The following is a 24,078-nucleotide window of genomic DNA, read 5'->3' on the forward strand; positions in this document are numbered from 1 at the left end:
GCAAGGAGGAGTAGAACAATGAATGAAAGGTATGAACTAAATAAAAATTTAGCCCAAATGCTAAAAGGTGGTGTCATCATGGATGTGACAACACCAGAACAGGCAATTATTGCGGAAAAAGCAGGTGCTGTTGCTGTCATGGCACTTGAAAGGGTTCCAGCTGATATTAGGGCAAGAGGCGGAGTTGCAAGAATGTCAGACCCTAAAATAATAAAGGAGATAAAGGCAGCAGTATCAATCCCTGTTATGGCAAAAGTTAGAATTGGGCATTTTGTGGAAGCACAGATTTTAGAGGCACTCGGGATAGATTTTATTGATGAAAGCGAAGTTTTAACCCCTGCAGATGAGATGTACCATATAAACAAATGGGATTTTAAAGTGCCGTTTGTATGCGGTGCGAGAAACCTCGGAGAGGCTTTAAGGCGCATAGGAGAAGGAGCTTCAATGATAAGGACAAAAGGAGAGGCAGGGACTGGAAATGTAGTAGAGGCTGTAAGGCATATGAGGACGATAAATGCCGAAATAAAAAGGCTTACAACTTTAAGGGAAGACGAACTTATGGCTGCTGCAAAAGAACTTCAGGCGCCCTATGACCTTGTAAAATATGTTGCACAACACGGAAGACTTCCAGTTGTGAATTTCGCAGCGGGAGGTATTGCCACACCGGCAGACGCGGCACTTATGATGCAACTGGGTGCAGATGGAATTTTTGTGGGTTCAGGAATATTTAAATCGCAAAACCCTGAGAAAATGGCAGCTGCTATAGTAAAAGCCACAACATATTTTGATAGGCCGGAAATAATTGCGGAAGTTTCAGAAGGGCTAGGAGAAGCGATGGCCAGCATAGATATAAGGCAACTGGAAGAAAAAGATTTATATGCAACAAGGGGATGGTAATTTGCGCGTAGGAGTTTTGGGAGTTCAAGGCTCTGTTAAGGAACATATGGATAAATTAAAGCTTATAAAAGGAATTGAAGCGGTAGAGGCAAAGGACAGGGACACTATCTTAACTCTCGATGCCCTCATTATTCCAGGTGGCGAAAGCACTGCAATAGGAAAAATACTTGTAGATTTTGGGCTTAAAGATGCCATTTTAAAGTTAAACGAGAGGAAAGTTCCTATATGGGGTACTTGTGCAGGCATGATACTTATGGCTAAACATATAGTTAATGATGAGAGGATACACCTTGGAATAATGGATATTACTGTTAGACGAAATGCTTACGGAAGTCAGATTGACAGCTTTAAAACGCGGCTTATGATACCAGCGGTATCTGAAAATGAGATAGAAGCGGTGTTTATAAGAGCGCCGTATATAGAGAGTGTAGGCGATGGTGTTAGGATACTTGCAAAATATGAAGGTAAAATTGTTGCGGCACAGCAGGACAATTTACTTGCTACAGCATTTCATCCAGAACTTACAGATGATTTGAGCTTTTATAGATATTTTTTAAGGCTTTAATTTGCTAAAGCCTTTTTTGTGCGCCTGGCATGGGTTAAAGCTTAAGCGGTGAAAGTCCGCTATGGCATGGCATTAAACCTGCCAAAGGCAAGGGTGTCTATCGTGAGGTGGAATCTGAAGGAAGTCGGCGGCAAACTCCCGGCCCGATGAACAAGAACCACATATGAGGCTAAGCTGGAATGGACGAGTTTGCACAACAAAAGGAAGTCCAACACTGCCCGAACTCCAAGCAGTAAATGTGGCGGGTATATGGGAGGAAAGCTATCGTTCTTACCCAGGGAGAGGGCGGAATAATACAACAAAGAGCCAATGAAGTTCTTACAAAAGCTTGCGAATTATTAAAAAAGATATATAAAAAGAAGACTGCGAAAAGCAGCCTTCTTTTTTACACGTTATTTTTGCATATTTAGTACGCTGTGGTATTTGCCGTAAGCGAAGTAAATTATCAAACCTACCAACATCCATATTCCAAACCTTGCCCATGTAACCCAAGGTAGACTTGCCATAAGGTATAAGCTGAAAGCCATTGTAAGAGGTGCTACTACCCAAACAAAAGGAACTCTGAATTTCCTTTCAACATTAGGCATTTTAACTCTTAAGACTAATATTCCTATTGATACAATTACAAATACAGACAGAGTACCTATATTGCAAAGCTCAATAATTATATCAAGTGGCAAAAATCCAGCAATAATAGCTGCTACTACACTTGTAATTATAGTGTTGATATGAGGTGTTCTATATTTGGGATGAACATGAGAGAAAACTTCTGGCAAAAGTCCATCTCTTGCCATAACCATAAATATTCTTATTTGACCGTAAAGAGTTACGAGGAGTGTGGATATCATACCCACAGCGGCACCAGTGGCTACCAAAGCAGAACCCCAGTTGATTCCTATGCTCATAAGGGCACCGGGTAGAGCATTATCCGGGATAATCTGTTTATAAGGTACCATGCCTACTAAAACAACAGCTACTGAAATATAAAGAGCCAGTATCAACACCATCGCCATCATCAGTCCCAAAGGGACGTCCCGCTTTGGATTTTTAGTTTCTTCCGCTGCGGTAGATACTGCATCAAAACCTATATACGCAAAGAATATGATGGCTGCAGCAGACATTATGCCTTTCCAACCGTAAGGTGCAAAGGGTGTTAAATTTGACAATTTTACATGGCTAAAGCCTAAGAAAAGGAACAAAAGTATTACTGCTATTTTTAAAAGCACTATTATGTTGTTTGTCGTTGCACTTTCTCTAACACCTATATACAAAATCCAAGCGACAAATGCTGTTACTAAAATTGCAGGTAAATCCATTACTCCTCCCCAAATAGGGGGTTTTGCTATAACTTCTGGCAAAGTTATGCCAAAAGATTTTAAAAGTCCCACGAAAGTACCTGACCATCCGGAGGCTACTGCGCTGGCAGATACTAAATATTCCAAGAGTAAGTCCCATCCTATTATCCAAGCTATAAGTTCACCAAATGCAACATAAGCATACGTATAAGTACTTCCGGCAACAGGAAACATTGTAACCAATTCGGCAAATATAAATGCAGCTAATGCCGCAGTTATACCGCCTATCACATAGGAAATTATGACGGCTGGACCAGCTCTTAATGCACCTTCCCCGGTTGCTACAAAGATTCCGGTGCCTACGACAGAACCTATTGCCAAAGCTGCGAGGTCTATAGCGGTGAGCTTTTTGTTTAAACCTGTTCGTTTCGCTGCTTCCAGCAGCTGGTCTGCTGATTTTTTCTAAATAAATCCATCAAAAAATCCCCCTAATCCAAAAATTTAAAATCATACACTTAAATATTTTATCAAAAATTTTGTCTCATGTCTCCCCCCTCTTTGTGAATGTTTTAATGTTATAAAGCTTTAAAAATTTACAACAATAATTTTTTAATATAACTTAAACTTATGCTTTCACCTTGATGGATTTACTACTCCTGCAGGATTGCCACTAAATTCTTTGTTTGTAAAAGCGTCAACAATAAAAATTTGCATAAAAAGTCCCCCTCTAAACGTTAATTTGTTTCGAATAATTATAATATAGCACAATAGCTGAGTTTTTCAAGTTTCCATTCGCATACTCATTTATATAAGATTTGGAAATTATATGTTGAATTTTGTAAAAATAATTGCTAAAATTATAAAATGGGGTGTAGAAAAATGAAAAAATGGTATGTTATTTTTACTCGAAGTGGATATGAAAACAAAGTTAGAGATATTATTGAGAGTTGCTTTAAACAAAAGGAAGTGAAATTGCTTATTCCGAAAAGAAAAATTATAGAGAGAGAAAAAGGACAACCAGTGGAAAGAATTAGACTTTTGTTTCCTGGATATGTTTTTGTAAATGCCGAGATGAGCGATGATTTATATTATAAAATATCTGAAGTTTTAAAAAGAGGTATTTTTCTGAAAGAAGGGAAAAGGCCTGCTTTTGTAAAAGAAGAAGAGATGAAAATAATTTTGTCTCTTACTAAAAATTCTGATTTAATAGATTTGTCAAAAGGTATAATGGAAGGAGAAAGAGTAAAGATAATTGAAGGACCATTGAAAGGGTATGAGGGGCTTATTAAGAAAATAGACAAAAGGAAAAAGAGAGCAAAAGTTATATTTAGTATAGCAGGTGAGCTAAAAAGTGTAGATTTAGCTATTGAAGTGATGGAAAATGTATCTGAGCAGCAAAGGAGTCTGGTTTATGCTTATTGACATATTTGCATAAAGTCAAGAAACAATTTTGTGAAGATTGTGTATTGAGGATTTTCAGTATTATCTATATAATTAAATTGTATGGCATAAAAAAGGAGGTTGAGACAAATGAAGTTGAATGAAAATATGTTTAGGATGTATGATATTAGAGGCGTATGGGAAGATGATTTGACTGTTGAAAGTGCTGAGCTTATAGGGAAGGCCTTTGGTACATATGTGAGACAAAAAGGAATTAAGGATGTGCTGGTAGGCAGAGATAATAGATTATCATCAAGACCTATACGAGATGCTTTGATTAAAGGACTTACTTCTACAGGCTGTGATGTATTAGATGTAGGGGTTTTGACGACTCCAGCTTTTTACTATTCTAATGTCCTGTACAATTATCAAGCAGGGATGATGATTACTGCAAGCCACAATCCGCCACAATTTAATGGTTTCAAAGTTATGGTAGGACCTTCTACAATTTATGGCGATGAACTTAAAAAACTTTACTATATAGCAGAAAAAGGCGAATTTGAAGAAGGTACAGGAAATGTGAAGTATGCTTATCCAATTAATTCGTATATTAATATGATAAAAGAAAAGGTTAAATTAGGCAACAGAAAACTTAAAGTTGTTGTCGATTGTGGAAATGGAACAGGTTCATATTTTTATCCTGATGTTATATATAACTTAGGTTGTGAAGTATATCCTCTCTATTGTGAATCTGATCCTACATTTCCAAACCATTTCCCAGATCCAGTAAAAGAAGAAAATTTAAAAGATTTAATTGAAGAAGTAAAAAGAGTGAAGGCTGATTTGGGTATAGCTTTTGATGGTGACGGTGATAGAATTGGCGTTGTGGATGATAAGGGGAATATAATTTGGGGAGATATGTTGATGATTCTTTATTGGAGAGAAATAATGAAAAAACATCCCGGTGCCGATGCCATTGTAGAAGTGAAATGTTCTCAGGCATTAGTAGAAGAAATTGAGAGATTGGGAGGCAAACCTATCTTTTTCAAAACAGGCCATTCCCTTATAAAAGCAAAAATGAAAGAATTAGGTGCTGTATTTACAGGAGAAATGTCTGGTCATATGTTTTTTGCAGATGAGTACTATGGATTTGATGATGCGGCATATGCTGCTGCAAGGCTTTTACGAATACTTTCTAATACAGATAAATCTTTGTCTGAGCTTTTAGCTGATGTTCCTAAATATCCTGCAACACCTGAAATAAGGCTAGAATGTGACGATGAGAAAAAATTTGATGTGGTAAAAGGTGTAACTGAGTACTTTAAAGAAAAAGGATACGACATTATAGATGTTGATGGTGCAAGAGTGTTGTTTGACGAAGGATGGGGACTGGTTAGAGCTTCTAACACAGGACCAGAGCTTATTGTGAGATGTGAGGCAAAGACAAAAGAAAAATTAGAAGAGATTAAAAAAGAGCTTTCAGAAGCTTTAGTTAAATTTGGCGTAAAGTTTAAATAAGTTGTAAAGCTTGTATTGGGAGGAAAAAATGGTGAAGATAAAAAAGGCGATAATTCCGGCTGCAGGCCTTGGTACAAGGTTTTTACCTGCTACCAAGGCCCAGCCTAAAGAAATGCTTCCAATTGTGGACAAGCCCACTATTCAGTACATAGTTGAAGAAGCGATACAGTCGGGGATAGAGGACATTCTTATAATAACTGGCAGAAATAAAAGAGCAATAGAAGACCATTTTGATAAATCTGTGGAGTTGGAGCTGGAGTTAAAAAAGAAAAAGAAGGAAAGCCTTTTACACCTTGTAGAAGATATTAGCAATATGGTAAATATTCATTATATAAGGCAGAAAGAACCAAAAGGTTTAGGACATGCTATATACTGTGCGAGAGCATTTGTGGGCAATGAACCCTTTGCTGTTCTTTTAGGGGATGACATAGTAGATGCTGAAGTCCCTGTTTTAAAACAGATGATGGAACAATACGAAAGGTACAACTGTTCTATTATTGGGGTACAAGAAGTGCCGTATGAGGATGTAGATAAATATGGTATTGTTGATTCTACACCTATTGAGGACAGATTGTACAAGGTGAATAATCTCGTAGAAAAGCCTAAAAAAGAAGAAGCTCCGTCAAATATAGCTATTCTGGGAAGATATATAATAACGCCAAGAATATTTGAAATATTAGAAATCACGCCACCAGGAGCAGGTGGGGAGATACAGCTTACAGATGCGTTAAAAACTCTTTTAAATTATGAAGCAATTTACGCCTATAATTTTATTGGCAAGAGATATGATGTGGGAGATAAATTAGGTTACCTTATGGCAACTGTTGAGTATGCTCTGAAAAGAGAGGACTTAAGGGAACCTTTTAAGAGGTATTTATTAGACGTTACGAGAAGCTTAGATCCTGTGATGGATGAAGCTGCAGTTACAATTACACAATAAGTTTAAAGCGAAAGGAGAATAAAATTGGAGGAAGAAATTTCATTAAGAGAACTTATTGAGGTAATTTTAAAATATAAAAAAACAATCATTATTGTAACTCTTGCTGCAACTTTAGTAGCAGCAGTGCTTAGTTTTTTCATAATAAAACCCACCTATGAAGCTACTACAACTTTGTCTGTTACTGATGTAACACCTGAAACAGGTTTTTTTGGTTCGAATACCACGGTTATTCTTCCGGGGAAAGATTCAGATCTGCCGGCAGTACAAAGTGACAGCATAGAAAAAGATTTATCTTTGTTGCTGTCTTCACTTTTGAAATATCCTGATATGTCAGTGGAGGCATTTAAAGAAGAGGTTACTAATCCTATTGTTCTTATGAATACTGTAAAACAATTAGGATTAGATCCTCAAAAGTACACAGTAGAAAATTTAAAAAAGCAAATTTCAGTTTCTGTTGTTAATAATACAAATCTTATAACAGTAACTGTAAAGGAAAATGATCCAAAGCTTGCGGCAAAAATTGCAGATACAATAGCCCAAAATTTTCGGACTTATATCATTGAGAGGAATAACAGGCAGACAGATAAATTAATCGAAACTTTGAACAAACTTATAACTCTCCAAAATGATAAAATAAAAGAGGCAACAGCGGAACTTAATAAAGTTCAAACAAATTCTCAAGACAAGCTTTTAATTGAGCAGAAACAAAAACAGTTGGATTTACTAAAAAGCACACGAGATATAATGTTAGAAAAATATAATATACTGGAATTGGTTAAAGAATCAGACCTTGGCAAACAGAGTATTCTTATAACTAGCAAAGCGTTAGTGCCGGATAAACCAGTAGCTCCTAAAAAGTTGTTGAATATAATTATAGCATTTATGTTGGGACTTATGGTCAGTATTTTTATAGTGTTTTTTATGGAATATTGGAAAAATACTGACCCTAAAAGAACTACTGTAAAAGCTTAGGAGAAAAGAGGAAAGGGGTTTAAAAATGGCAGAAGAGGAACTTGAATTGCGAGAAATTTTTCTTATTACGAGAAAAAGAGCAAAAATGATAGTAAGTATAACTCTTTTATCGATTATAATGAGTGGGATATTTTCATATTTCATTGCTACTCCTGTGTATAAAGCGAGTACTTCTTTGATAGTCAGCAGAACACAAAGTTCCGCGCTTAACAATAGTCAGATACAAGTTCAAGATATACAAACTAGTAGGATGCTAGCTGCCACTTATAGTGAATTTGTTAAAAGCAGGAGGGTTTTGCAGCCAGTAATTGAGAGACTGAGCAACTTTGGACAAGGCGGATACTGGATTAGCCCTGAGTTTTGCAGCCAGTAATTGAGAGACTGAGACTACCTCTAACTGTTGACCAATTAAAAAATAGTGTAGATGTAGCAGCTAAAGGTAACACAGAGATTATTGAGATAAGCGTAAAAAATAGTGACCCTCGTAAAGCAGCAGAAATAGCAAATGCGATTGCGGATTCATTTGTGGAAAACATTGTAAAAATAATGAACATTGATAATGTGCAAGTAATTGATAAAGCTATTCCACCAACCTCTAAAATTAGTCCTAAAACAAGTTTGAATATTGCGGTAGCTGCTATTTTAGGCTTTATGATAAGCGTCTTTATTGTATTTTTATTGGAATATATGGATAGAACTATAAAAAGCCCAGAAGATATAAAGAAATACTTGGACTTACCTGTATTAGGTGTCATTCCCGAAATAAAAAATTAAATTTAGGTGAGGATGTGAAAATGAATGGTAGCAGCAAGAAATCTAATTGTAGCAGATCCAAAATCGCCTTTTGCTGAGGCTTTTCGTGCTTTAAGAACTAATTTGCAATTTACAAGTGTAGATAAAAAAGTTAAAAGTATATTAATTACCAGTTCACTACCTAATGAGGGAAAGAGTACTGTTGTTAAAAACTTAGCTTATTCTGTAGCTTTGACAGGAAGTAAAGTTATTGTAATAGATGCAGATTTAAGGAATCCCACAGTTCATAAACTTTTATATTTGCCTAATAGTAGAGGCTTAACAAATTTATTGATAGATGAAGGGGACTATGAGGCTTATTTAAATATAGATAACAGCTACAGTAATTTACATATATTAACTTCCGGACCGATTCCACCTAATCCAGCAGAGTTATTGGGTTCGAATAAAATGAAAAAATTATTAAGTAATATTCAAAAAGATTACGACTATGTATTTATAGATAGTCCTCCTGTTGTAACTGTTACAGATGCAGTAGTATTAGCGCCAGTGGTTGACGGAATAATACTTGTTATACAAGCTGGGAAAACAGAAATTGAAGCAGTCAGCCGAGCAAAAGAAATTTTAGAAAGTGTAAAAGCTAATATTCTTGGGGTTGTACTAAATAGAGTAAAAGAAAGCCATAAAGGATACTACTATTACTATTATTATTATGATGATAATAACCCACAACATAAGAAAAGAAGGAAAAGATAATGGTGGATATACATTGTCATATATTACCTAACCTTGATGATGGTGCTGAGTCCTTGGACATTTCGAAGGAAATGGCACTTATTGCAGTACAAGATGGTATAAAGTCAATTGTAGCGACACCTCATTATATAGAATATGAGCATGAAATATCAAAAGAGAGTATTTTAAATACTTGTCAGCAGGTAAATGAGTTTTTAATTCAAAATTGCATAGATTTAAAGATAATTCCAGGGTGTGAAGCTTTTGTTTCTCCTACATTAGTGGAAAGTTATAAAAAAGGGGAAGTTATGTCAATAAATGATATGGGTAAATATATTTTGATAGAATTACCAGTAGCTAGTTATCCGGAATACATAGAGGATGTAATATTTGACTTTAAGGTGATAGGAGTTACTCCTATTATAGCTCACATAGAAAGATATTCATATGTTAAAGGAGATTTTGATATAATATACAGGTTAATTAACGAAGGAGCGCTTATGCAAATTAATTCTACAAGCATTACAGGCTTGTTTGGAGATGAGATAAGGTATAAGTCATTAGAGCTTATAAAACACAATATGGTGCATTTTATAGCTTCTGATGCTCATACAACAAGGGGAAGAGCGCCTAAGATATCAAAAGCTTTAGAGACTTTAAAAAAAGAAGGAATTGAAGATGCCTACATAGACTATTTGATTAGTAACAGTCAAAAAGTGATTAATGGCGAAGATATTGAAGTGATAGAACCAATAAAAAAGAAACTAAGTTGGTTTCACAAAATAAAGAGACGCTTCTAGCTGCGTCTCTTTATTTTGTGAATTCTTGAAGCACCTCGTTTAATTTTTCTATATCTGGTTTCCAATAACTTATTCCATTTAAATCATAAAAGTCTCCTGGCACTGTGAATTTTTCTATCGAATCTGGTGATACGTCTTTAACGAAGTATATTAAGGCAAGTATTTGCTCATAATTGAGATTAGTGCACAACTTTCCTTTAAAAGTATTGTATAAATTTATATAAGTAGAAACATCTTTTGCTTTACTTTTAAGCTGGCTAGCAAAGGCAATTATAAACTTTTGTTGCCTTTTAACTCTGTTTATATCTCCCATGGGGTCATATCTCCATCTTACATACTGATAAGCCTTTTGACCATCCAAAATTTGGTATCCTTTATCTAGGTTGGCTCCATGGCTATGCATGTTTACTTCTACATCGAGAGGTACACCACCGATTGCGTCTACAATATCTGGTATTGTCTGCATGTCTATTGAAATGTAATAAGGCACATTGATACCTAAAAAATCACTTATGGTTTTTAAGCTAAGAGCATAACCTTTTTCTCCCATACCGCCATATACATATGCAGCATTTATTTTGTCTTTATGAAATCCGGGAATATCTACATATGTATCTCGCGGAATAGAAAGAACTTTTACGACTTTACCATTAAAATCAATTGAAAATATCATTATAGTATCAGTCCTAAAATTTCCTATGGTGTGTACTCTTTCATCATCTTTGTCTAAGCCTAAAAAGGCAATATATATTTTACTTTTAGATAGTGCCTGTTCAGAATTGGAAATATTATTTTTGTTATCATTATTAAATACAGATTCTGGATGTTTTGTTATATGGATGTATTTATAATATACAAAAAAGGCACATGAAGCTATAATAGCTACTATTAAAAAGAAAATAGACCATTTTCTTTTTTTCATTTGTTTTCACCCTGTTGCTTGTGTATAAAAAATGTAACGTATTAGAATATTTTGTTATGGCACAACTATTATTTTAACTCATTTTATGATAAAAAGTAAATAGTTTTTTACAAAAGAATAATATTTTTTCTCCCGCCAAAAATATATTTAAAATAGAAAGAAAGGCGGGATTTTTTTTGAGTAGAAAAGAGATTTCGGCTTTTAAAGTTGCTGCAAGCTATATAGGAACAGTAGTAGGGGCGGGATTTGCTTCGGGACAAGAAATATTGCAGTTTTTTGCATATCACGGAGTAAAAGGAACTATAGGGCTTGTAATTGCTGTTTTTATGTTTGTGTTTTATGGGTATATAATTTTACGATTAGGTAACAGGCTTAATGCCTCTTCCTATAAAAAGGTCATCATGAAGGCTGGGGGACCTTTATTTGGAAGAGTGATAGATTTAGTAGTTACATTTTTTTTGTTTGGAGCACTATCTGCAATGATAGCAGGTTGTGGTGCAATTTTTGAAGAGCAATTTGGGCTTCCTTCTGCTTTTGGTGGTGTAGTAATGGCAGTATTATCGGTTGTAACAGTATTAACAGGAATTGGAGGAGTTATTTCTGCCATTTCTTTTGTAGTGCCTTTGCTCTTGCTTGCCATAATCATTGTGGGTATTTTTTCCCTTTTTTATGGACCAGACATTACGGTTATAACAATTGCTGACTTTCCTTTTAAAGCTGCAGTAAAAAATTTTGCATTGTCGGGAGTACTTTATGCTTCCTATAATCTTTTGATGGCAGTTGCCATTCTTGCTCCTCTTGGACAGAAAACCAACGACAGGTCAAAACTAAGATGGGGAGCTATATTAGGAGGAATGGGATTAGGATTAGGTGCGTTTTTGATATTTTTTACAATTCTTATAAATATGCCTACTGCTTCTTTATATGAGATACCCATGCTTTATGTTGCTGGTAATATTTCACCGGTTTTGAAATTTGTATACAGTTTTATTTTGATTGCAGAAATATATACTACGGCTGTTGGAAATCTATATGGGTTTGCGGCAAGGTTTACAGAAGTTGGGTCAGTGAAATATAAGATTTTTACTGTTGCCTCGGGGGGAATGGCCCTTATAGCTAGTGGGTTTGGTTTTGCAAAACTTGTTCATCATTTATATCCTATCGCTGGTTATGGAGGCATTATTATGCTTATTGGCCTTACATATAGAATAATAAATCACAAATAATTTCAATTTTTGAGGTATAGCTAATTTTTTATCTATAGAATGTCGAAAAATGTAGATGAGTATGTTAAAATATTTAATAGGACTAATGTTGGACGGAGGTGTAATATTGGGAAACAAATATTTGTACGATAAAAAAACTGTATGCCCAGTATGTAAAAAAGAGTTTACATATACCAAAGTAAGATCTTCGCAATTGAAGGTGGAAGAAAGAGAAAGAGATTTTTATACTAAATATAAAGATGGCATTAATCCTTTCTTTTATGAAGTTATTGTATGCCCAAATTGTGGATATGCTGCTTTGGAATCTGAATTTGACAGAATAACTAATGACAAAAAGGAAAAAATCTTATCACTGGTAACGGCTAAGTGGGTTAAAAGAGAATTTTCTGGTGAAAGAACACCTCAAAAAGCGTTAGAAGCCTATTTATTGGCTTTATATTGTTCCCAGATAAAAGAAGATAAGCCCATAGTTTTTTCGAAGACTTGTCTTAGAATTGCTTGGATATATAGGATTTTAAATGATAAGGCAAATGAAGAAAAATATTTGAAATATGCATTGGATTCTTATATAAAAGCCTATAGTGGTTCAGATATATATGAAGAAGAAGTACTTCTCATATATATGATAGCAGAACTTAATAGAATGTTAGGCAACAGGGAAGAGGCATTAAAATGGTATAATAAAGTGATAAATCATCCTGATAGGTCTCGACATAATTTAATAGTCAATCTTGCAAGAGATGGATGGCAAAGTTTAAAAGAATGAGGGCATGTTTTTTAGAATGCCCTCATATTTTATTAAGAGAGCAAAAAGTTTAAGAAAGGGGATTGGGATGTCTTACGGTAAGAAGCAAATGCAACAAACAATTTACTACTTTGATAAAACTGACTTTACCGGCTTAAATAGTCAAGAAGCGCAAAAAAGGTTATTGAAATATGGGCCGAATATATTGGAGGAAGGGCACAAAGTTAGTCCTTTGCAAATATTTTTAAATCAGTTTCAAGATTTTATGGTGATGGTTTTATTGGCAGCAACTTTAATTTCTGCTTTGATGGGAGAATTAGCGGATGCTTTGACAATAACGATAATCGTCATTTTAAATGCTGTATTAGGATTTATCCAAGAATATAGAACAGAGCAGTCTTTGGAAGCTTTAAAAAAACTTGCAGTGCATATTGCAAAAGTTTTGAGGGATGGAGAACAAAAAGAGATAAAGGCTTCTCAGATTGTAATAGATGATATTATTATATTGGAGGCGGGAGATAAAGTTCCAGCAGATGCTGTTTTGATAGAAAGTCATAATTTAGAAGTGGATGAATCGATTTTGACTGGTGAGTCAGTCCCTGTCCACAAGGAAGCTGTAAACAATGTAAAAAGAGCGGCAGTAACTAATAGTAATGTAGTTTATATGGGTACAATTGTTACGAAAGGAAGAGGGAAAGCTATTGTAACTGCTACAGGTATGCAAACAGAAATGGGGAAAATTGCAGGGATGATTAAAGATATTGAAGAAGATGAAACGCCATTACAAAAAAGACTTAATAAACTTGGAAAAGTGTTAGTAGCTGGAGCTCTTGCTATATGTGGTATTGTAGTAGTATTAGGAATAATAAGAGGAGAGTCTTTGTATTATATGTTTTTATCAGGTGTAAGTCTTGCAGTTGCTGCTATTCCTGAGGGACTTCCTGCTGTTGTTACAGTTTCTTTGGCTATTGGGGTACAAAGGATGCTTAAAAGAAATGCGTTAATAAGAAAATTACCTGCTGTTGAAACTTTGGGATGCACTAATGTAATATGTACGGATAAGACAGGTACTTTGACAGAGAACAAAATGACTGTGACAAAAGTGTTTTGCGATGAAGAAGTTTTTGAAGTAAAAGGTGATAAAAGTAAAGAATTTACTAAAATAAAAAATAAAGAGAGAAGTGCCTTTAGAAAAATGTTGGAGATAGGGGCATTGTGCAATAATTCAAAGATTAAGAGGGAGAAGATAAAAATTGGCAAAGAAGCTTTAGAAGAAGAAAAATACTTAGGAGACCCTACCGAAGCTGCTATACTTTCTTTTTCAATGAAATCAGGACTTTCGCTTGAATTGGTAGAAAATGTTAAAAGAATAGAGGAAATTCCTTTCGATTCATATAGAAAAAGGATGTCCGTTATTGTGGAGATAAGCGGTGAAAAATATGCCTATGTAAAAGGTGCACCAGATGTAATGTTGGACCTTTGTACATATAAATATACAGAAGGAAAAGAAGTGCCACTTACTGTTTTTGATAAAAAAAGAATATTAGATATCAATGAAAGTTTTGGCAGGGAAGCTTTAAGAGTATTGGCCTTTGCTTATAAAAAGCTTCCTCCTAAATTTCCAATGGTTGCGGAGTTTATAGAAAAAGATTTGGTTTTTGTAGGATTGGAAGGGATGATAGACCCTCCTCGAAGGGAAGTATATGAGGCGATTTTAAAATGCAAGATGGCAGGAATAAAACCTGTTATGATAACAGGTGACCACAAGATTACTGCAACTGCTATAGCAAAAGAATTAAAAATATTAGGGGAAAATGATAAAGTAATCACAGGGCAGGATTTAGATAAAATGGGCGATAAGGACCTTGAGAAAGCTTGTACAAATATTAGTGTTTATGCAAGAGTAACCCCAAGACATAAGCTCAGAATTGTCAGAGCCCTTAGAAACAAAGGTTTTACAGTAGCTATGACAGGGGATGGTGTAAATGATGCCCCTGCTTTGAAAGAGGCAGATATAGGTATTGCTATGGGAAAAGGAGGAACAGAAGTTGCAAAAGAGGCTTCCTCTATGATTTTATTAGATGATAATTTTGCTACTATTGTGGCAGCTGTTGAAGAGGGAAGAATAATTTATGACAATATACGAAAGTTTATACGATTTTTGCTTTCTTGTAATTTTGGAGAAGTTTTGACTATGTTTTTTGCAGCTTTAATGGCCTTAAAATTGCCTCTTGCTCCAATTCAAATATTAATGGTCAATCTTGTTACTGATGGGTTACCAGCTTTAGCTTTGGGGATGGATCCTCCTGAAAAAGATATAATGATGATGAAACCAAGAGAGGCTAAAGAAAGTGTGTTTTCAAGAGGATTGGGTATAAGAATCATTATAGTGGGCTTTTTGATGGCAATGAGTACTCTTGGGTCATATGTATTTGCGTTAAGCTATGGGACATTAGAAAGAGCTAGAACTATAGCTTTTGCTACATTAGTGATGGTAGAGCTGATACACGCCTTTGAATGCAGGTCAGAAAGAAATTTAATTTTTGAGATAGGGATTTTTACTAATCCTTACTTGGTGTTAGCAGTTTTAACATCATTTTTGCTTTTCTTAGCTACAATATATGTTCCACCTTTAAGTGTTGTGTTTAGGACAACAGTGCTTACTGGCTATGATTGGCTGGTGGTGGTGTTTTTCTCTTCAATAGAATTTGTATTTAACAATCTTTATACTGCTTATATAGTACCATTAACTAAGGCGAAGTGAAGTCACTTCGCCTTAGACTTTAATACTTTTAGAGAATATCGAAGTTCTAAATAATTTACTAATCTTGTAATTAGCTCTTTTTTGTCTTTTTCTAACCAATTCCATTTATGTCTGTAATCAGCCACTACTGATTTTATAAAGTTATTGGGAATCTTGGAAGAAAATTTTTTGTAAACAAACAATCTTGAAACTTTCCCATCTCCTTTTTCTAAAGTAACAGGATTTATTCCGTAACTTACTTTTTCTTTTTGTACCAATGCGTACCAGTTATAGTCATCAATTCTTCCGTAGATGATTCCGTACTGGTTATTTTTACTTTCTACTGTTATTTTGGGCATAAGGTATACCTCCAATAGTTTTCTCTATTAGAGTTTATGCCCTGTCCACAAAAATATTCATGCTAATTCAGGAAACCACAGTGCTATTTCTCTCTTTGCAGATTCAATACTATCTGAGCCGTGTATGATGTTAAAAGTGGTGCTTATGGCAAAATCACCTCTTATCGTCCCAGGAAGTGCTTCTTCTACTTTTGTGGCACCATTTAAAAGTCTTACTATTTTTACGGCGTTTTCTCCTTCTAGTACCATTGCAAAGACAGGACCTGAGGACATGTACTGTATTAAAGGTTTGTAGTAAGGCTTGCCTTTGTGTTCCTCGTAGTGCTTTTCTAAAAGCTCAATTGTTGGAGTTATTACTTTTGCCGCTTTAAGCCTTAAACCTTTGTTTTCATATCTTTTTAATATTTCTCCTATAAGCCCTCTCTTGACACCGTCGGGTTTTACTATAGCAAGAGTGGTTTCCATTTAAATCAATCCTTTCCTTGTATTAATTTGACATTATTTCTCACAAGAGAAGTAAAGGCGCATATCAATGAAAAGATTCCGGCGGCTATATAAGCTCCTTTAATACATTAGCATGCCAGCTCCTATTGCTTGGAAAGCTCGCATAATTATTAACATATATATATTTACAGAAAGACTCAAGATCGCAGAAGATATTGAAAAAGTCAAAAGGCCGTATTGATACAGTTTTTTATAACCCATCATATCGCCAAGTCTTCCAAAAGTCATCATTAGACTATTTAAAACTAATAAATATGTCATGGAGACCCAGCTTACTGTTGTTATATTTGTGTGGAAAATCTTTGTAAATTCTGGCATTGCTATGTTGACTATACTTCCGTCAATTGGCCCCATTATGCTACCAATGACAACTGCAGAAAGAATTAACCATTTGTTGTACTGTTTTTGTGACATTTATTTTCACTCCGATACTATAAATTATACCACAATCTTTGGCAAAAGTCTGTGCAAAATGTCAGCTAAATAAGTTATCTACTAATTCTTTACACGCACTTAGCAAAAGATAAATGTTGAAAAAAAAGGCATTGTACAATATAATTATAGAGGAATTTTAAATAAAGAAAAGAATGGATGGGACAAATGATAGATGCAAAAAGACTGATGATAGTAGCTTTTTTCACAATGGTCATAAATCTGATTGACACACTTTCTTATTCAATAAGACCTTCGGGTGTAAGAACTCGAAAGCTTGCTGTTGCTCTTTCGCTTTTTAATATTATGGCTGTGATATCAAGATTATCAAATATGATTCAAGCACCTTTTCTTGGCAGTATTGTAGATATGGCGATAAAAATGGACAAGGTCTATCTCCTTCAAAATGATATGAGAATTGTACTTTTTTCAGCTACATTAGGGGCATTGATAGGAGCACCTTTGATGCCCACTTTTGTATCGATTTTTACTGTTGCCATAAACGGAATGGAAGGAGCAGGGACAGTACCAAAACTTATCCTTCAGGTTTTTAGATGGAAAAACTTTAAAAAGCTTAAGAAAAAAATTGTTGTGCCAAAGTTGTCCATGTTAAAAGGGGTGCTGGAAGCGGATATACCCAAAAGTTTTTTGATATATAACGTGATAATCACTTCTATATACACCACAGGTATTGTGTCTTCTCTATACGCTGGGGCCATTATACCAGAGTATAGAATTACAGCCAGTCAGCTTTCAGGAATAGTGAATGGATTTGCCACTATTTTATTTACGGTTGTAGTTGACCCTGTTGCTGCCCTTATTACTGACCAGGCTTTAAACGGAAAAAGGCCACAAAGTGATGTAGATAAAATGGCGGTACTTCTGGTTTTCGGCAAAATATTTGGAACTTTACTGGCGCAGCTTGTTTTTGTTCCAGCAGCAGAGTTAATATTATTTGTCACAAAATTGATAGTTTAACAAAAACGTAAAAAATTTTTAATACACTTTTAACGAAAATGTTGTATAATTAAAAATATAAAATAGTTTAATTGCGCTAAGCAATTGGCAATTAAAGGAGATGGGGTCATTGTATTTCATTAATCCAACGAAGGGAAGAATGGATATCGACAAAATGTTCGAAGATATCATGGAGTTTGTGGAAGGAGACCGGCAATCCAGCTACAAGCTGATGGTGGGTACGGATTCTCAACCGGGCAAATCCGTATGCTTTGTTACTGCTGTAATCATATATCGAGAAGGGAAAGGTGCGAGGTATTATTATAGGAAATTTTACAACAAAAAAATTCCTTCTCTGAAACAAAGGATTTTTATGGAGGCTACTTACAGCATAGAAGTAGCAAACCAGCTTTTTGAAAGGCTTAATCAAACTGACAAAAAAGATATAAACATTGAGATACATCTTGATGTGGGTGAAAACGGCAAAACGAGGGACATCATAAAAGAAGTTGTAAACATGGTATTAGGGTGTGGATTTGAAGCTCAAGTAAAACCCTCTTCTTATGGTGCCAGCAAAGTGGCTGACAAACATACTAAAAGCATGGCTAATATTGGATAAGACCTCTTAAAAAAGGGAGGTCTTGTTTTTTTACTTAATCTATTGAATCAAAGGGAGACTTTTCAAATATTATAAATAAAGGATTTAGTGCAAAAAAGGCATAGGTAAACTCTATGCCTTAATCAGTTTGTCATTTAGTTTAAAAAGGTTAAATACATAAGGTGCACCAAGAGAAAGCCACAGTCCACAAATTGCATACCTTATTGCATTAAAAATATTTCCAGAAGGCAACACAAATTTTAATCCATCTTTAAGTACAAAAAATACAATTATGCCAATTAGTAACTTCAAAATTTGCTTTTGAAGAGGAGCATGGACAGTAAAATCAAATTTTTCTTTGTCCATAAAATAACCTATTAAAGTACCAGAAATTAAACCCATGTATTCATAAATATCCTTGTGAGGGAAAATTAATATAAAAAGCGCAGGGATTAAAATTGACAAAATAACTTTAAAAGATAAACTTATGTTAAAATTGCTTTCTTTCACGATGCTTTCAATAAGTTCACTTAAAATTATTATTAAAACAGCTATCAATATTCCGCCAATAATATCTATCGGCCAGTGGACACCTAAATACATTCGCGAAAATGATACGAGTAATACGATGGCGATTCCTACATACCACAGCCATTTTTTTTGATAGTGTACCATTAAAGTCCCCCAAACAGTTGTAGAACCTTGCGCATGACCGCTTGGGAATGAATATCCTCCTGCTGATTGTGTAAATACAGACCTTATTCCCGGATAGCCTATTGGCCTATTTATTTTTGTTATTTCTTTTAATATTGTATTTACGTATATGGAGCTTATCAATATAAGTCCAAGCTTTAAGCCAAATCGTTTATCTACACACCAATAAAATAGCGGGATAAAGATAAAGTAAAAGCCTGCACTACCTAACATTGTTATAGCTATAAAAAAATAATCTAACAATGGATTTGTTATGGTTTGTATGGCTTTTAATATGTCAGCTTGCATTTTATCACCTCACTATATATAATTCACCGCAAAACTTTATTTTCCTTCATGATTTAAAAATTTTAACGTAAAATTAAAGAAAAAGATAAAAAGTGTGATAAAATGTTTATAGGAATAATTTCAAAATTTAAGAATAGGAGGTTATATAAGTTGAATTTTTTGGAAAGATTGTATGGCATATTTTTTCAACCTGTCGAGACCATTAAAGAAATTGTAAGGAAAAAGCCAATTTGGCAGGCTGTTGTTGTCATCATAGTTACAGGTTTGTTGACTATGACAAGCAGTAGGTTTACAATGGTTGGTCCGGATTTATTTTCCTCCACTCCAGGTATGCCTGATTTTGGGAGGTTAAGGTCACTGTTTGTTCTGATGGCTGTATTTGGGAGTATATTTATAGCTCCTTTGACTTACTTTCTTTTTGCGGCAGTGTATCACTTTTTAGCAGAAATTTTAGATGGAAAAATGTACGCTAAAACAGAAGACAATACACCTTTAACTCAAAATGAAGACAATAGCGGTGAAATTCAGCAAATGACGGCTGGTGACGGCGATGAGATAGTAATAGGCACAGCAAAAGGACTGTATTCCGCAATGGGGTTTGCAAAACTTCCCATGATTTTTATGGTGCCCGTAAATTTATTTGCCCGTCTGTTGAGCGAGAGAGGTGGCGCAATACTTACGGATTTATTTATAATAGCATTTACTATATGGGTAATTGTTTTGAAAATTATATCCATAAGAGAAAATTACAAAATGACTACAGGAAATGCAGTGCTTGTGTATTTTCTTCCGTACATAGTTTTGATTGTTTTATTTATAATAATGATGATTTTTGTGGGAGCGACTTTTGTAAGCGTATTTTCTACGATTTTTAAAAATATACCAATTCAATAAAATGGAAATTTTTTTCAAAGAGGAGTTTTTCTCCTCTTTTTTATGTGCGCCCGGCATGGGCTAAAGCTTAAGCGGTGAAAGTCCGCTATGGGCATGGAATTAAACCTGTCAAAGGCAAAGGTGTCCATCGTGAGATGGAATCTGAAGGAAGCCGGCGGCAAAATCCCGGCCCGATGAACAAACCACATATGAGGCTGAATTGGAGTGGACGAGTTTGCATAACGAAACGAAGTCCAACACTGCCCGAACTCCAAGCAGTAAATGTGGCGGTATATGGGAGGAAAGTTATCGCTCTTACCCGGGAAGGTCTTTAAGATACGCTGTGGAAGAAACAGAATACATTTACAAGCGGAACATTTCTGGAGAACTTTTAGAAATTTATAAAAACAACATTTTGTTCAGGAAAACCTGAATTAAGGATTTTTAAAGAAATGTTAACCTTATAATAAATATAAGTTGACAATTAAGTTCGAAGTGAGTATAATTAGAGTAAGCAACAAATTATGGCAAAAACAAAAATAACCAAGCAAAGAAAATAAACCTATCAGGGGAGGAATGTATTTGTTTAGATTTTTAGAGAAGGAGCTGGAGTTACTAAAAGAGAGCTCACTTTATCGTCAGCTTCCTGGACCATTAGAGGAGTTTAATGGTTCCAGGGCAATCATCAACGGACAGGAAGTGCTTCTTTTTTCTTCCAATAATTACCTTGGCATGTCTCATCATCCCCGTGTTAAGGCTGCGACCCTAGAAGCTGTGGAAAGGTGGGGGACAGGAAGTGGAGGTTCTCGTTTGACTACTGGTAATTTTGTTTTGCACCGTCAATTAGAGGAGCGCATTGCACGATTTAAAAGCACGGAGGATGCTATTGTGTTTAGTTCTGGTTATCTGGCCAACTTGGGAGTGATTTCAGCCCTGGTGGGCCAAGGAGACCTGGTGCTCAGCGATGAGCTAAACCATGCCAGCATAATTGACGGCTGCCGCTTGAGCCGAGCCACAGTTAAAGTTTTCCGCCATAAGGATGTAGCCCATCTAAAGGATATTCTCCTGGCGGAACGTAACTCATACCGTAGGTGCCTTATCGTTACCGATGGTGTTTTTAGTATGGACGGGGATATAGCTCCTTTGCCCCAACTGTTGCAGTTGGCCGAGGAGTTCCAGTCCCTTCTCATGGTGGACGATGCCCATGCTACTGGGGTTTTGGGCAAGAGGGGGGCAGGAACAGTGGAACATTTTGGACTGGAAAATAAAAATATTATCCAAGTAGGTACATTAAGTAAAGCCCTTGGGAGTGAAGGTGGGTACGTAGCTGGCAATGTTATTTTAATTGATTATTTACGGAATCGTGCTCGCAGCTTTATTTTTTCTACTGCTCTTTCTCCACCGATAGTTGCTGCTGCTATAGCGGCCCTGGATGTCTTAGAAGAAGAGCTGTACCTCCTTGATCAGCTACACGCTAACGTCCGCCAATTTTACAAAGGCTTAAAAGAATTAGGCTTTGAGGTGTTACCCACGGAATCAGCTATTATTCCCCTGATGGTAGGGGAATCCCATCGGACACTGGCTCTTTCGTCAGCTCTGGCGGAAAAGGGTGTATTTGTGCCGGCCATTCGCCCGCCTACAGTACCGGAAGGCACTAGCCGTTTAAGGATTACTGTCATGGCTACCCACAAACCGGAAGATATTCAAAGGGCTTTAGAAGCTTTTTTATGGGCCGGGAAAAGGGTGGGACTCATTTAAAAAGTAGGGGAGGAGGTGAGACCAAATACATAAAACAAGAGGATCACTTAGGGAGGTAGTAAGAATTGCCTTACTGGCAACATTCATTATTGTTAGTGGCTCTTTTAAGTTACCCGGTATCATACCAGGTACCGAGTTTCAACTCTCGGCTCCTATTGCGGTAGCCATTGCTGCCAACTTTGGCTTTAAGCGCTATTTTTTAGCTGGGCTAGTGGCCAGCGTTGTTTTATACAGCATTGGGGTGCACAATTTCTTTAATGTGATAGTGTCCATAGTTTTTCGTTTGGTAGCTGGCGGTATCATTGCGATTTTAGGTCCCAGTTTCTTTGTGGTTACCATTGCTGGTCCCCTGGGTTCTGTAGCTGCCCGTCTGGTTCTTGCTGGCCTTTTGCACAAGGGGGTAAGTGTTTTGTTGGTTGCTGCTTTGCCTGGGATGTTCTACACGGCTTTAACGGCCTGGCCTTTAACCAGACTTATGGACAGAGTTAAGAAACAAATTAAGGGAGGGACTTTTTTTGGAGAAAGTGGTATATAGCGTCCGAATGAGGGCTGCCCAGGGAGCTCCCCACGAAAAAGGAGGGCGACACATATCGGGGGCGGAAAGGATTGTTTCTGCCCAGGAGGTAGCTTCTATTGTCCAGAAAATGTTCTTTCGTGCCAAAAACCATGCCCTGGGTGAACCTGATTTTATAAATATCAGCATCGAGCGCCTAGAGTTTTCTGAAATAAAGCAGATTGCTGCTTTGCCGCTTGTAACGGTAAAAGCTAATGACCATGGGCAAGCGCTTTTTTGTGCACGGCAGCTTCTTTTGGCTAGCGGGGTGGAAGAGCAGGTTATAGAAGAGGCTATAGAAATGCTTGCCCGAGGACCTTCGCCTGACGGGCGAAACATGAGAGGGGCGGTAATCATGGATGCCCAGAGTGGTCGGCGTCTGGAGCCCGACTCTTGGCGAGGTGTACGTGCCTCCCATATGGATTATACTCCACAGGCTGCTAAGCAGTTATCGTGTCTGCTAGAGCCGCTGGGGTTAGATCATTTCCGGGTCAAGGAAGCCCTGGCTCTGGCCTCTAAGGTTATCTGGAGCGGAACTCTGGCTGAAATATGTTGTTCGGATGACCCCCATTATACCACGGGTTACGTTTCTTCCCGGCGCCTGGGCTATGTGCGTATACCCCATTTAAAGCATCCCTCATTTAAAGGAGGGCGGGTGTTCTTTGTTCGTCTCAAGGATGTGAATCTTACGGAGTACATAACCAGGCTTGAGGAGGAACCAGTTTTGATAACTCAAATCAGCGCTGTGCGGGGTGTAAAAGATCTTACATCATTACTAGAGGAGGGACACCAATGGACTATGCCAGAAAGGGTTACTTCATAACCGGAACGGATACTGGCGTGGGAAAAACAGTAGTTACCGCTGGCCTGACGGGTGTTTTTCGCCACCATGGTATTGACGCCGTAGCTATCAAACCTGTGCAAACCGGGGCAGTTATCAAAAACGGGAAATTAATTCCCGAAGATGCGTTCTTCTATCGCCTGGCAGCTGACCTTCCCCAACCCATTGACCAATTAAACCTTTACCGCTTTGTTCCGGCGTTATCTCCTCACTTGGCAGCCAAACTTTGTGGGGAAAAGATAGAACCCGAAAAAGTAGTAGCTTTTTGCCGACAGACCCTTTTGTGCCACCAGTTGACTTTTATTGAGGGGGCTGGAGGACTGTGTGTGCCTCTTTCTGGCCCTAACTTTACCGTAGCTGATTTGGCCCGGGAACTTTCCTTACCCCTAATTGTAGTGGCCAGGACTGGTTTGGGAACCATTAATCATACAGTTCTCACGGTGGCTTATGCCAAAAGCCTCGAACTAGAAGTAGCGGGGATAGTTTTTAATGCCTTAGGGCAGCAGCAATTAGGTCCTGCCGAAAGTGACAATCTCGAAATTATTGCCCAGATGACCGGTGTACCGATCCTGGGTATCTTACCCCACCTGTCGAGGGTGAACGTGGAAGGTGGGGCTGTTGAAGGACTGCTGGAGGCGGTGGAAGAATCTGTTTCCTGGAGTCAGTTGGCTCCATGGCTTAAACCTAAAGCATAAACGATATGGAGGTGT

General features: G+C 36.7%; 25 protein-coding genes and 2 pseudogenes. 21 read left to right on the forward strand and 6 right to left on the reverse strand.

The window, feature by feature from the left end; genetic code table 11:
* The first annotated feature begins 18 nt into the window (after positions 1-18).
* Together pdxS and pdxT are read left to right on the forward strand one after the other, a co-directional pair.
* On the forward strand, positions 19-897 hold the full coding sequence (gene pdxS / locus TKV_RS03460; RefSeq protein ID WP_004397232.1) for a pyridoxal 5'-phosphate synthase lyase subunit PdxS: 879 nt from the start codon (positions 19-21) through the stop codon (positions 895-897).
* A gap of 1 nt (position 898) precedes the next feature.
* Entirely contained in the window at positions 899-1,462 is a 564-nt protein-coding gene (gene pdxT / locus TKV_RS03465) for a pyridoxal 5'-phosphate synthase glutaminase subunit PdxT (protein ID WP_173402323.1), read from the forward strand.
* Between the two features lie 392 nt (positions 1,463-1,854).
* Here pdxT and TKV_RS03470 read toward each other — a convergent pair.
* Positions 1,855-3,233: pseudogene (locus tag TKV_RS03470) on the reverse strand (amino acid permease).
* Positions 3,234-3,636: 403 nt separating this feature from the next.
* Here TKV_RS03470 and loaP point away from each other — a divergent pair.
* From loaP to TKV_RS03505, 8 genes are all read left to right on the forward strand, one after another.
* Positions 3,637-4,179, forward strand: a complete 543-nt coding sequence (gene loaP, locus TKV_RS03475; RefSeq protein ID WP_049684762.1) for an antiterminator LoaP — start codon at positions 3,637-3,639, stop codon at positions 4,177-4,179.
* Positions 4,180-4,287: 108 nt separating this feature from the next.
* Positions 4,288-5,655: a phosphoglucosamine mutase gene (gene glmM, locus TKV_RS03480; protein ID WP_049684763.1), complete on the forward strand. Its 1,368-nt coding sequence runs from the start codon at positions 4,288-4,290 to the stop codon at positions 5,653-5,655.
* A gap of 31 nt (positions 5,656-5,686) precedes the next feature.
* On the forward strand, positions 5,687-6,595 hold the full coding sequence (gene galU, locus TKV_RS03485) for a UTP--glucose-1-phosphate uridylyltransferase GalU (RefSeq protein ID WP_049686197.1): 909 nt from the start codon (positions 5,687-5,689) through the stop codon (positions 6,593-6,595).
* A 24-nt stretch (positions 6,596-6,619) separates the two neighbouring features.
* Positions 6,620-7,567 (forward strand): YveK family protein, encoded by a 948-nt coding sequence (locus TKV_RS03490; RefSeq protein WP_049684764.1) that lies wholly within the window; start codon positions 6,620-6,622, stop codon positions 7,565-7,567.
* A gap of 25 nt (positions 7,568-7,592) precedes the next feature.
* Entirely contained in the window at positions 7,593-7,940 is a 348-nt protein-coding gene (locus TKV_RS14090; protein WP_236617330.1) for a YveK family protein, read from the forward strand.
* On the forward strand, positions 7,928-8,341 hold the full coding sequence (locus tag TKV_RS14095) for a YveK family protein (protein ID WP_236617333.1): 414 nt from the start codon (positions 7,928-7,930) through the stop codon (positions 8,339-8,341). Before TKV_RS14090 ends, TKV_RS14095 begins: the two co-directional genes overlap by 13 nt.
* A gap of 24 nt (positions 8,342-8,365) precedes the next feature.
* A complete protein-coding gene (locus TKV_RS03500; RefSeq protein WP_049684765.1) occupies positions 8,366-9,076 on the forward strand; it encodes a CpsD/CapB family tyrosine-protein kinase in 711 nt (236 codons plus the stop codon).
* Positions 9,076-9,855 carry a tyrosine-protein phosphatase gene (locus tag TKV_RS03505; protein ID WP_019907510.1) on the forward strand — a complete coding sequence of 260 codons (780 nt, stop codon included), beginning with the start codon at positions 9,076-9,078 and terminating at the stop codon, positions 9,853-9,855. The genes TKV_RS03500 and TKV_RS03505 overlap by 1 nt, the downstream gene beginning before the upstream one ends.
* 10 nt (positions 9,856-9,865) lie before the next feature.
* Here TKV_RS03505 and TKV_RS03510 read toward each other — a convergent pair whose 3' ends face one another.
* A complete protein-coding gene (locus TKV_RS03510; protein WP_049684766.1) occupies positions 9,866-10,777 on the reverse strand; it encodes an LCP family protein in 912 nt (303 codons plus the stop codon).
* A 176-nt stretch (positions 10,778-10,953) separates the two neighbouring features.
* On the opposite strand from TKV_RS03510, the gene TKV_RS03515 reads away from it, so the two are divergent.
* From TKV_RS03515 to TKV_RS03525, 3 genes are all read left to right on the forward strand, one after another.
* Entirely contained in the window at positions 10,954-12,003 is a 1,050-nt protein-coding gene (locus tag TKV_RS03515) for a YkvI family membrane protein (protein WP_049684767.1), read from the forward strand.
* Positions 12,004-12,058: 55 nt separating this feature from the next.
* Entirely contained in the window at positions 12,059-12,769 is a 711-nt protein-coding gene (locus tag TKV_RS03520; RefSeq protein WP_049684768.1) for a DUF2225 domain-containing protein, read from the forward strand.
* 67 nt (positions 12,770-12,836) lie between these two features.
* The gene (locus TKV_RS03525; RefSeq protein ID WP_049686198.1) at positions 12,837-15,512 is read left to right on the forward strand and encodes a calcium-translocating P-type ATPase, SERCA-type; all 2,676 of its coding nucleotides are present in this window, start codon (positions 12,837-12,839) and stop codon (positions 15,510-15,512) included.
* A 2-nt stretch (positions 15,513-15,514) separates the two neighbouring features.
* On the opposite strand, the gene TKV_RS03530 is transcribed toward TKV_RS03525, so the two are convergent.
* From TKV_RS03530 to TKV_RS03540, 3 genes and pseudogenes are all read right to left on the reverse strand, one after another.
* On the reverse strand, positions 15,515-15,850 hold the full coding sequence (locus TKV_RS03530) for a hypothetical protein (protein WP_049684769.1): 336 nt from the start codon (positions 15,848-15,850) through the stop codon (positions 15,515-15,517).
* 57 nt (positions 15,851-15,907) lie between these two features.
* Entirely contained in the window at positions 15,908-16,315 is a 408-nt protein-coding gene (gene ndk, locus TKV_RS03535) for a nucleoside-diphosphate kinase (RefSeq protein WP_003867735.1), read from the reverse strand.
* A gap of 105 nt (positions 16,316-16,420) precedes the next feature.
* Positions 16,421-16,768, reverse strand: a pseudogene (locus TKV_RS03540) (MFS transporter); the annotation flags it as partial.
* 186 nt (positions 16,769-16,954) lie between these two features.
* On the opposite strand from TKV_RS03540, the gene TKV_RS03545 reads away from it, so the two are divergent.
* Both TKV_RS03545 and TKV_RS03550 read left to right on the forward strand, forming a co-directional pair.
* On the forward strand, positions 16,955-17,764 hold the full coding sequence (locus TKV_RS03545) for a lipid II flippase Amj family protein (RefSeq protein WP_049684771.1): 810 nt from the start codon (positions 16,955-16,957) through the stop codon (positions 17,762-17,764).
* 109 nt (positions 17,765-17,873) lie between these two features.
* The gene (locus TKV_RS03550; protein ID WP_049684772.1) at positions 17,874-18,362 is read left to right on the forward strand and encodes a ribonuclease H-like YkuK family protein; all 489 of its coding nucleotides are present in this window, start codon (positions 17,874-17,876) and stop codon (positions 18,360-18,362) included.
* Positions 18,363-18,473: 111 nt separating this feature from the next.
* On the opposite strand, the gene TKV_RS03555 is transcribed toward TKV_RS03550, so the two are convergent.
* Complete coding sequence (locus tag TKV_RS03555) at positions 18,474-19,343, reverse strand: phosphatase PAP2 family protein (RefSeq protein WP_049684773.1); 870 nt, start codon at positions 19,341-19,343, stop codon at positions 18,474-18,476.
* Between the two features lie 150 nt (positions 19,344-19,493).
* Between TKV_RS03555 and TKV_RS03560 the strand changes: the two genes are divergently transcribed.
* The 6 genes from TKV_RS03560 (at position 19,494) to bioD (ending at position 24,063) form a co-directional block, all read left to right on the forward strand.
* Positions 19,494-20,237 carry a Yip1 family protein gene (locus TKV_RS03560; protein WP_049684774.1) on the forward strand — a complete coding sequence of 248 codons (744 nt, stop codon included), beginning with the start codon at positions 19,494-19,496 and terminating at the stop codon, positions 20,235-20,237.
* A gap of 74 nt (positions 20,238-20,311) precedes the next feature.
* Positions 20,312-20,551, forward strand: a complete 240-nt coding sequence (locus TKV_RS03565) for a hypothetical protein (RefSeq protein WP_148307244.1) — start codon at positions 20,312-20,314, stop codon at positions 20,549-20,551.
* 247 nt (positions 20,552-20,798) lie between these two features.
* Positions 20,799-21,974: an 8-amino-7-oxononanoate synthase gene (bioF, locus tag TKV_RS03570; RefSeq protein WP_049684776.1), complete on the forward strand. Its 1,176-nt coding sequence runs from the start codon at positions 20,799-20,801 to the stop codon at positions 21,972-21,974.
* Between the two features lie 265 nt (positions 21,975-22,239).
* A complete protein-coding gene (locus TKV_RS13230) occupies positions 22,240-22,509 on the forward strand; it encodes a hypothetical protein (protein WP_236617336.1) in 270 nt (89 codons plus the stop codon).
* Positions 22,499-23,350, forward strand: coding sequence for a 6-carboxyhexanoate--CoA ligase (locus TKV_RS03580; protein ID WP_236617453.1), 852 nt, complete (start codon positions 22,499-22,501; stop codon positions 23,348-23,350). The genes TKV_RS13230 and TKV_RS03580 overlap by 11 nt, the downstream gene beginning before the upstream one ends.
* Positions 23,320-24,063 (forward strand): dethiobiotin synthase, encoded by a 744-nt coding sequence (gene bioD / locus TKV_RS03585; protein ID WP_049684778.1) that lies wholly within the window; start codon positions 23,320-23,322, stop codon positions 24,061-24,063. Before TKV_RS03580 ends, bioD begins: the two co-directional genes overlap by 31 nt.
* Positions 24,064-24,078 lie beyond the last annotated feature (15 nt).

It is taken from the genome of Thermoanaerobacter kivui (assembly GCF_000763575.1).
Lineage (GTDB): Bacteria > Bacillota > Thermoanaerobacteria > Thermoanaerobacterales > Thermoanaerobacteraceae > Thermoanaerobacter > Thermoanaerobacter kivui.

Coding starts and splice junctions, on each gene's coding strand:
- pdxS (WP_004397232.1), top strand. CDS start 19: ATGAATGAAAGGTATGAACTAAATAAAAATTTAGCCCAAATGCTAAAA.
- loaP (WP_049684762.1), top strand. CDS start 3,637: ATGAAAAAATGGTATGTTATTTTTACTCGAAGTGGATATGAAAACAAA.
- glmM (WP_049684763.1), top strand. CDS start 4,288: ATGAAGTTGAATGAAAATATGTTTAGGATGTATGATATTAGAGGCGTA.
- TKV_RS14090 (WP_236617330.1), top strand. CDS start 7,593: ATGGCAGAAGAGGAACTTGAATTGCGAGAAATTTTTCTTATTACGAGA.
- TKV_RS03500 (WP_049684765.1), top strand. CDS start 8,366: ATGGTAGCAGCAAGAAATCTAATTGTAGCAGATCCAAAATCGCCTTTT.
- TKV_RS03505 (WP_019907510.1), top strand. CDS start 9,076: ATGGTGGATATACATTGTCATATATTACCTAACCTTGATGATGGTGCT.
- TKV_RS03510 (WP_049684766.1), bottom strand. CDS start 10,777: ATGAAAAAAAGAAAATGGTCTATTTTCTTTTTAATAGTAGCTATTATA.
- TKV_RS03520 (WP_049684768.1), top strand. CDS start 12,059: ATGAGTATGTTAAAATATTTAATAGGACTAATGTTGGACGGAGGTGTA.
- TKV_RS03525 (WP_049686198.1), top strand. CDS start 12,837: ATGTCTTACGGTAAGAAGCAAATGCAACAAACAATTTACTACTTTGAT.
- TKV_RS03530 (WP_049684769.1), bottom strand. CDS start 15,850: ATGCCCAAAATAACAGTAGAAAGTAAAAATAACCAGTACGGAATCATC.
- ndk (WP_003867735.1), bottom strand. CDS start 16,315: ATGGAAACCACTCTTGCTATAGTAAAACCCGACGGTGTCAAGAGAGGG.
- TKV_RS03545 (WP_049684771.1), top strand. CDS start 16,955: ATGATAGATGCAAAAAGACTGATGATAGTAGCTTTTTTCACAATGGTC.
- TKV_RS03555 (WP_049684773.1), bottom strand. CDS start 19,343: ATGCAAGCTGACATATTAAAAGCCATACAAACCATAACAAATCCATTG.
- bioD (WP_049684778.1), top strand. CDS start 23,320: ATGGACTATGCCAGAAAGGGTTACTTCATAACCGGAACGGATACTGGC.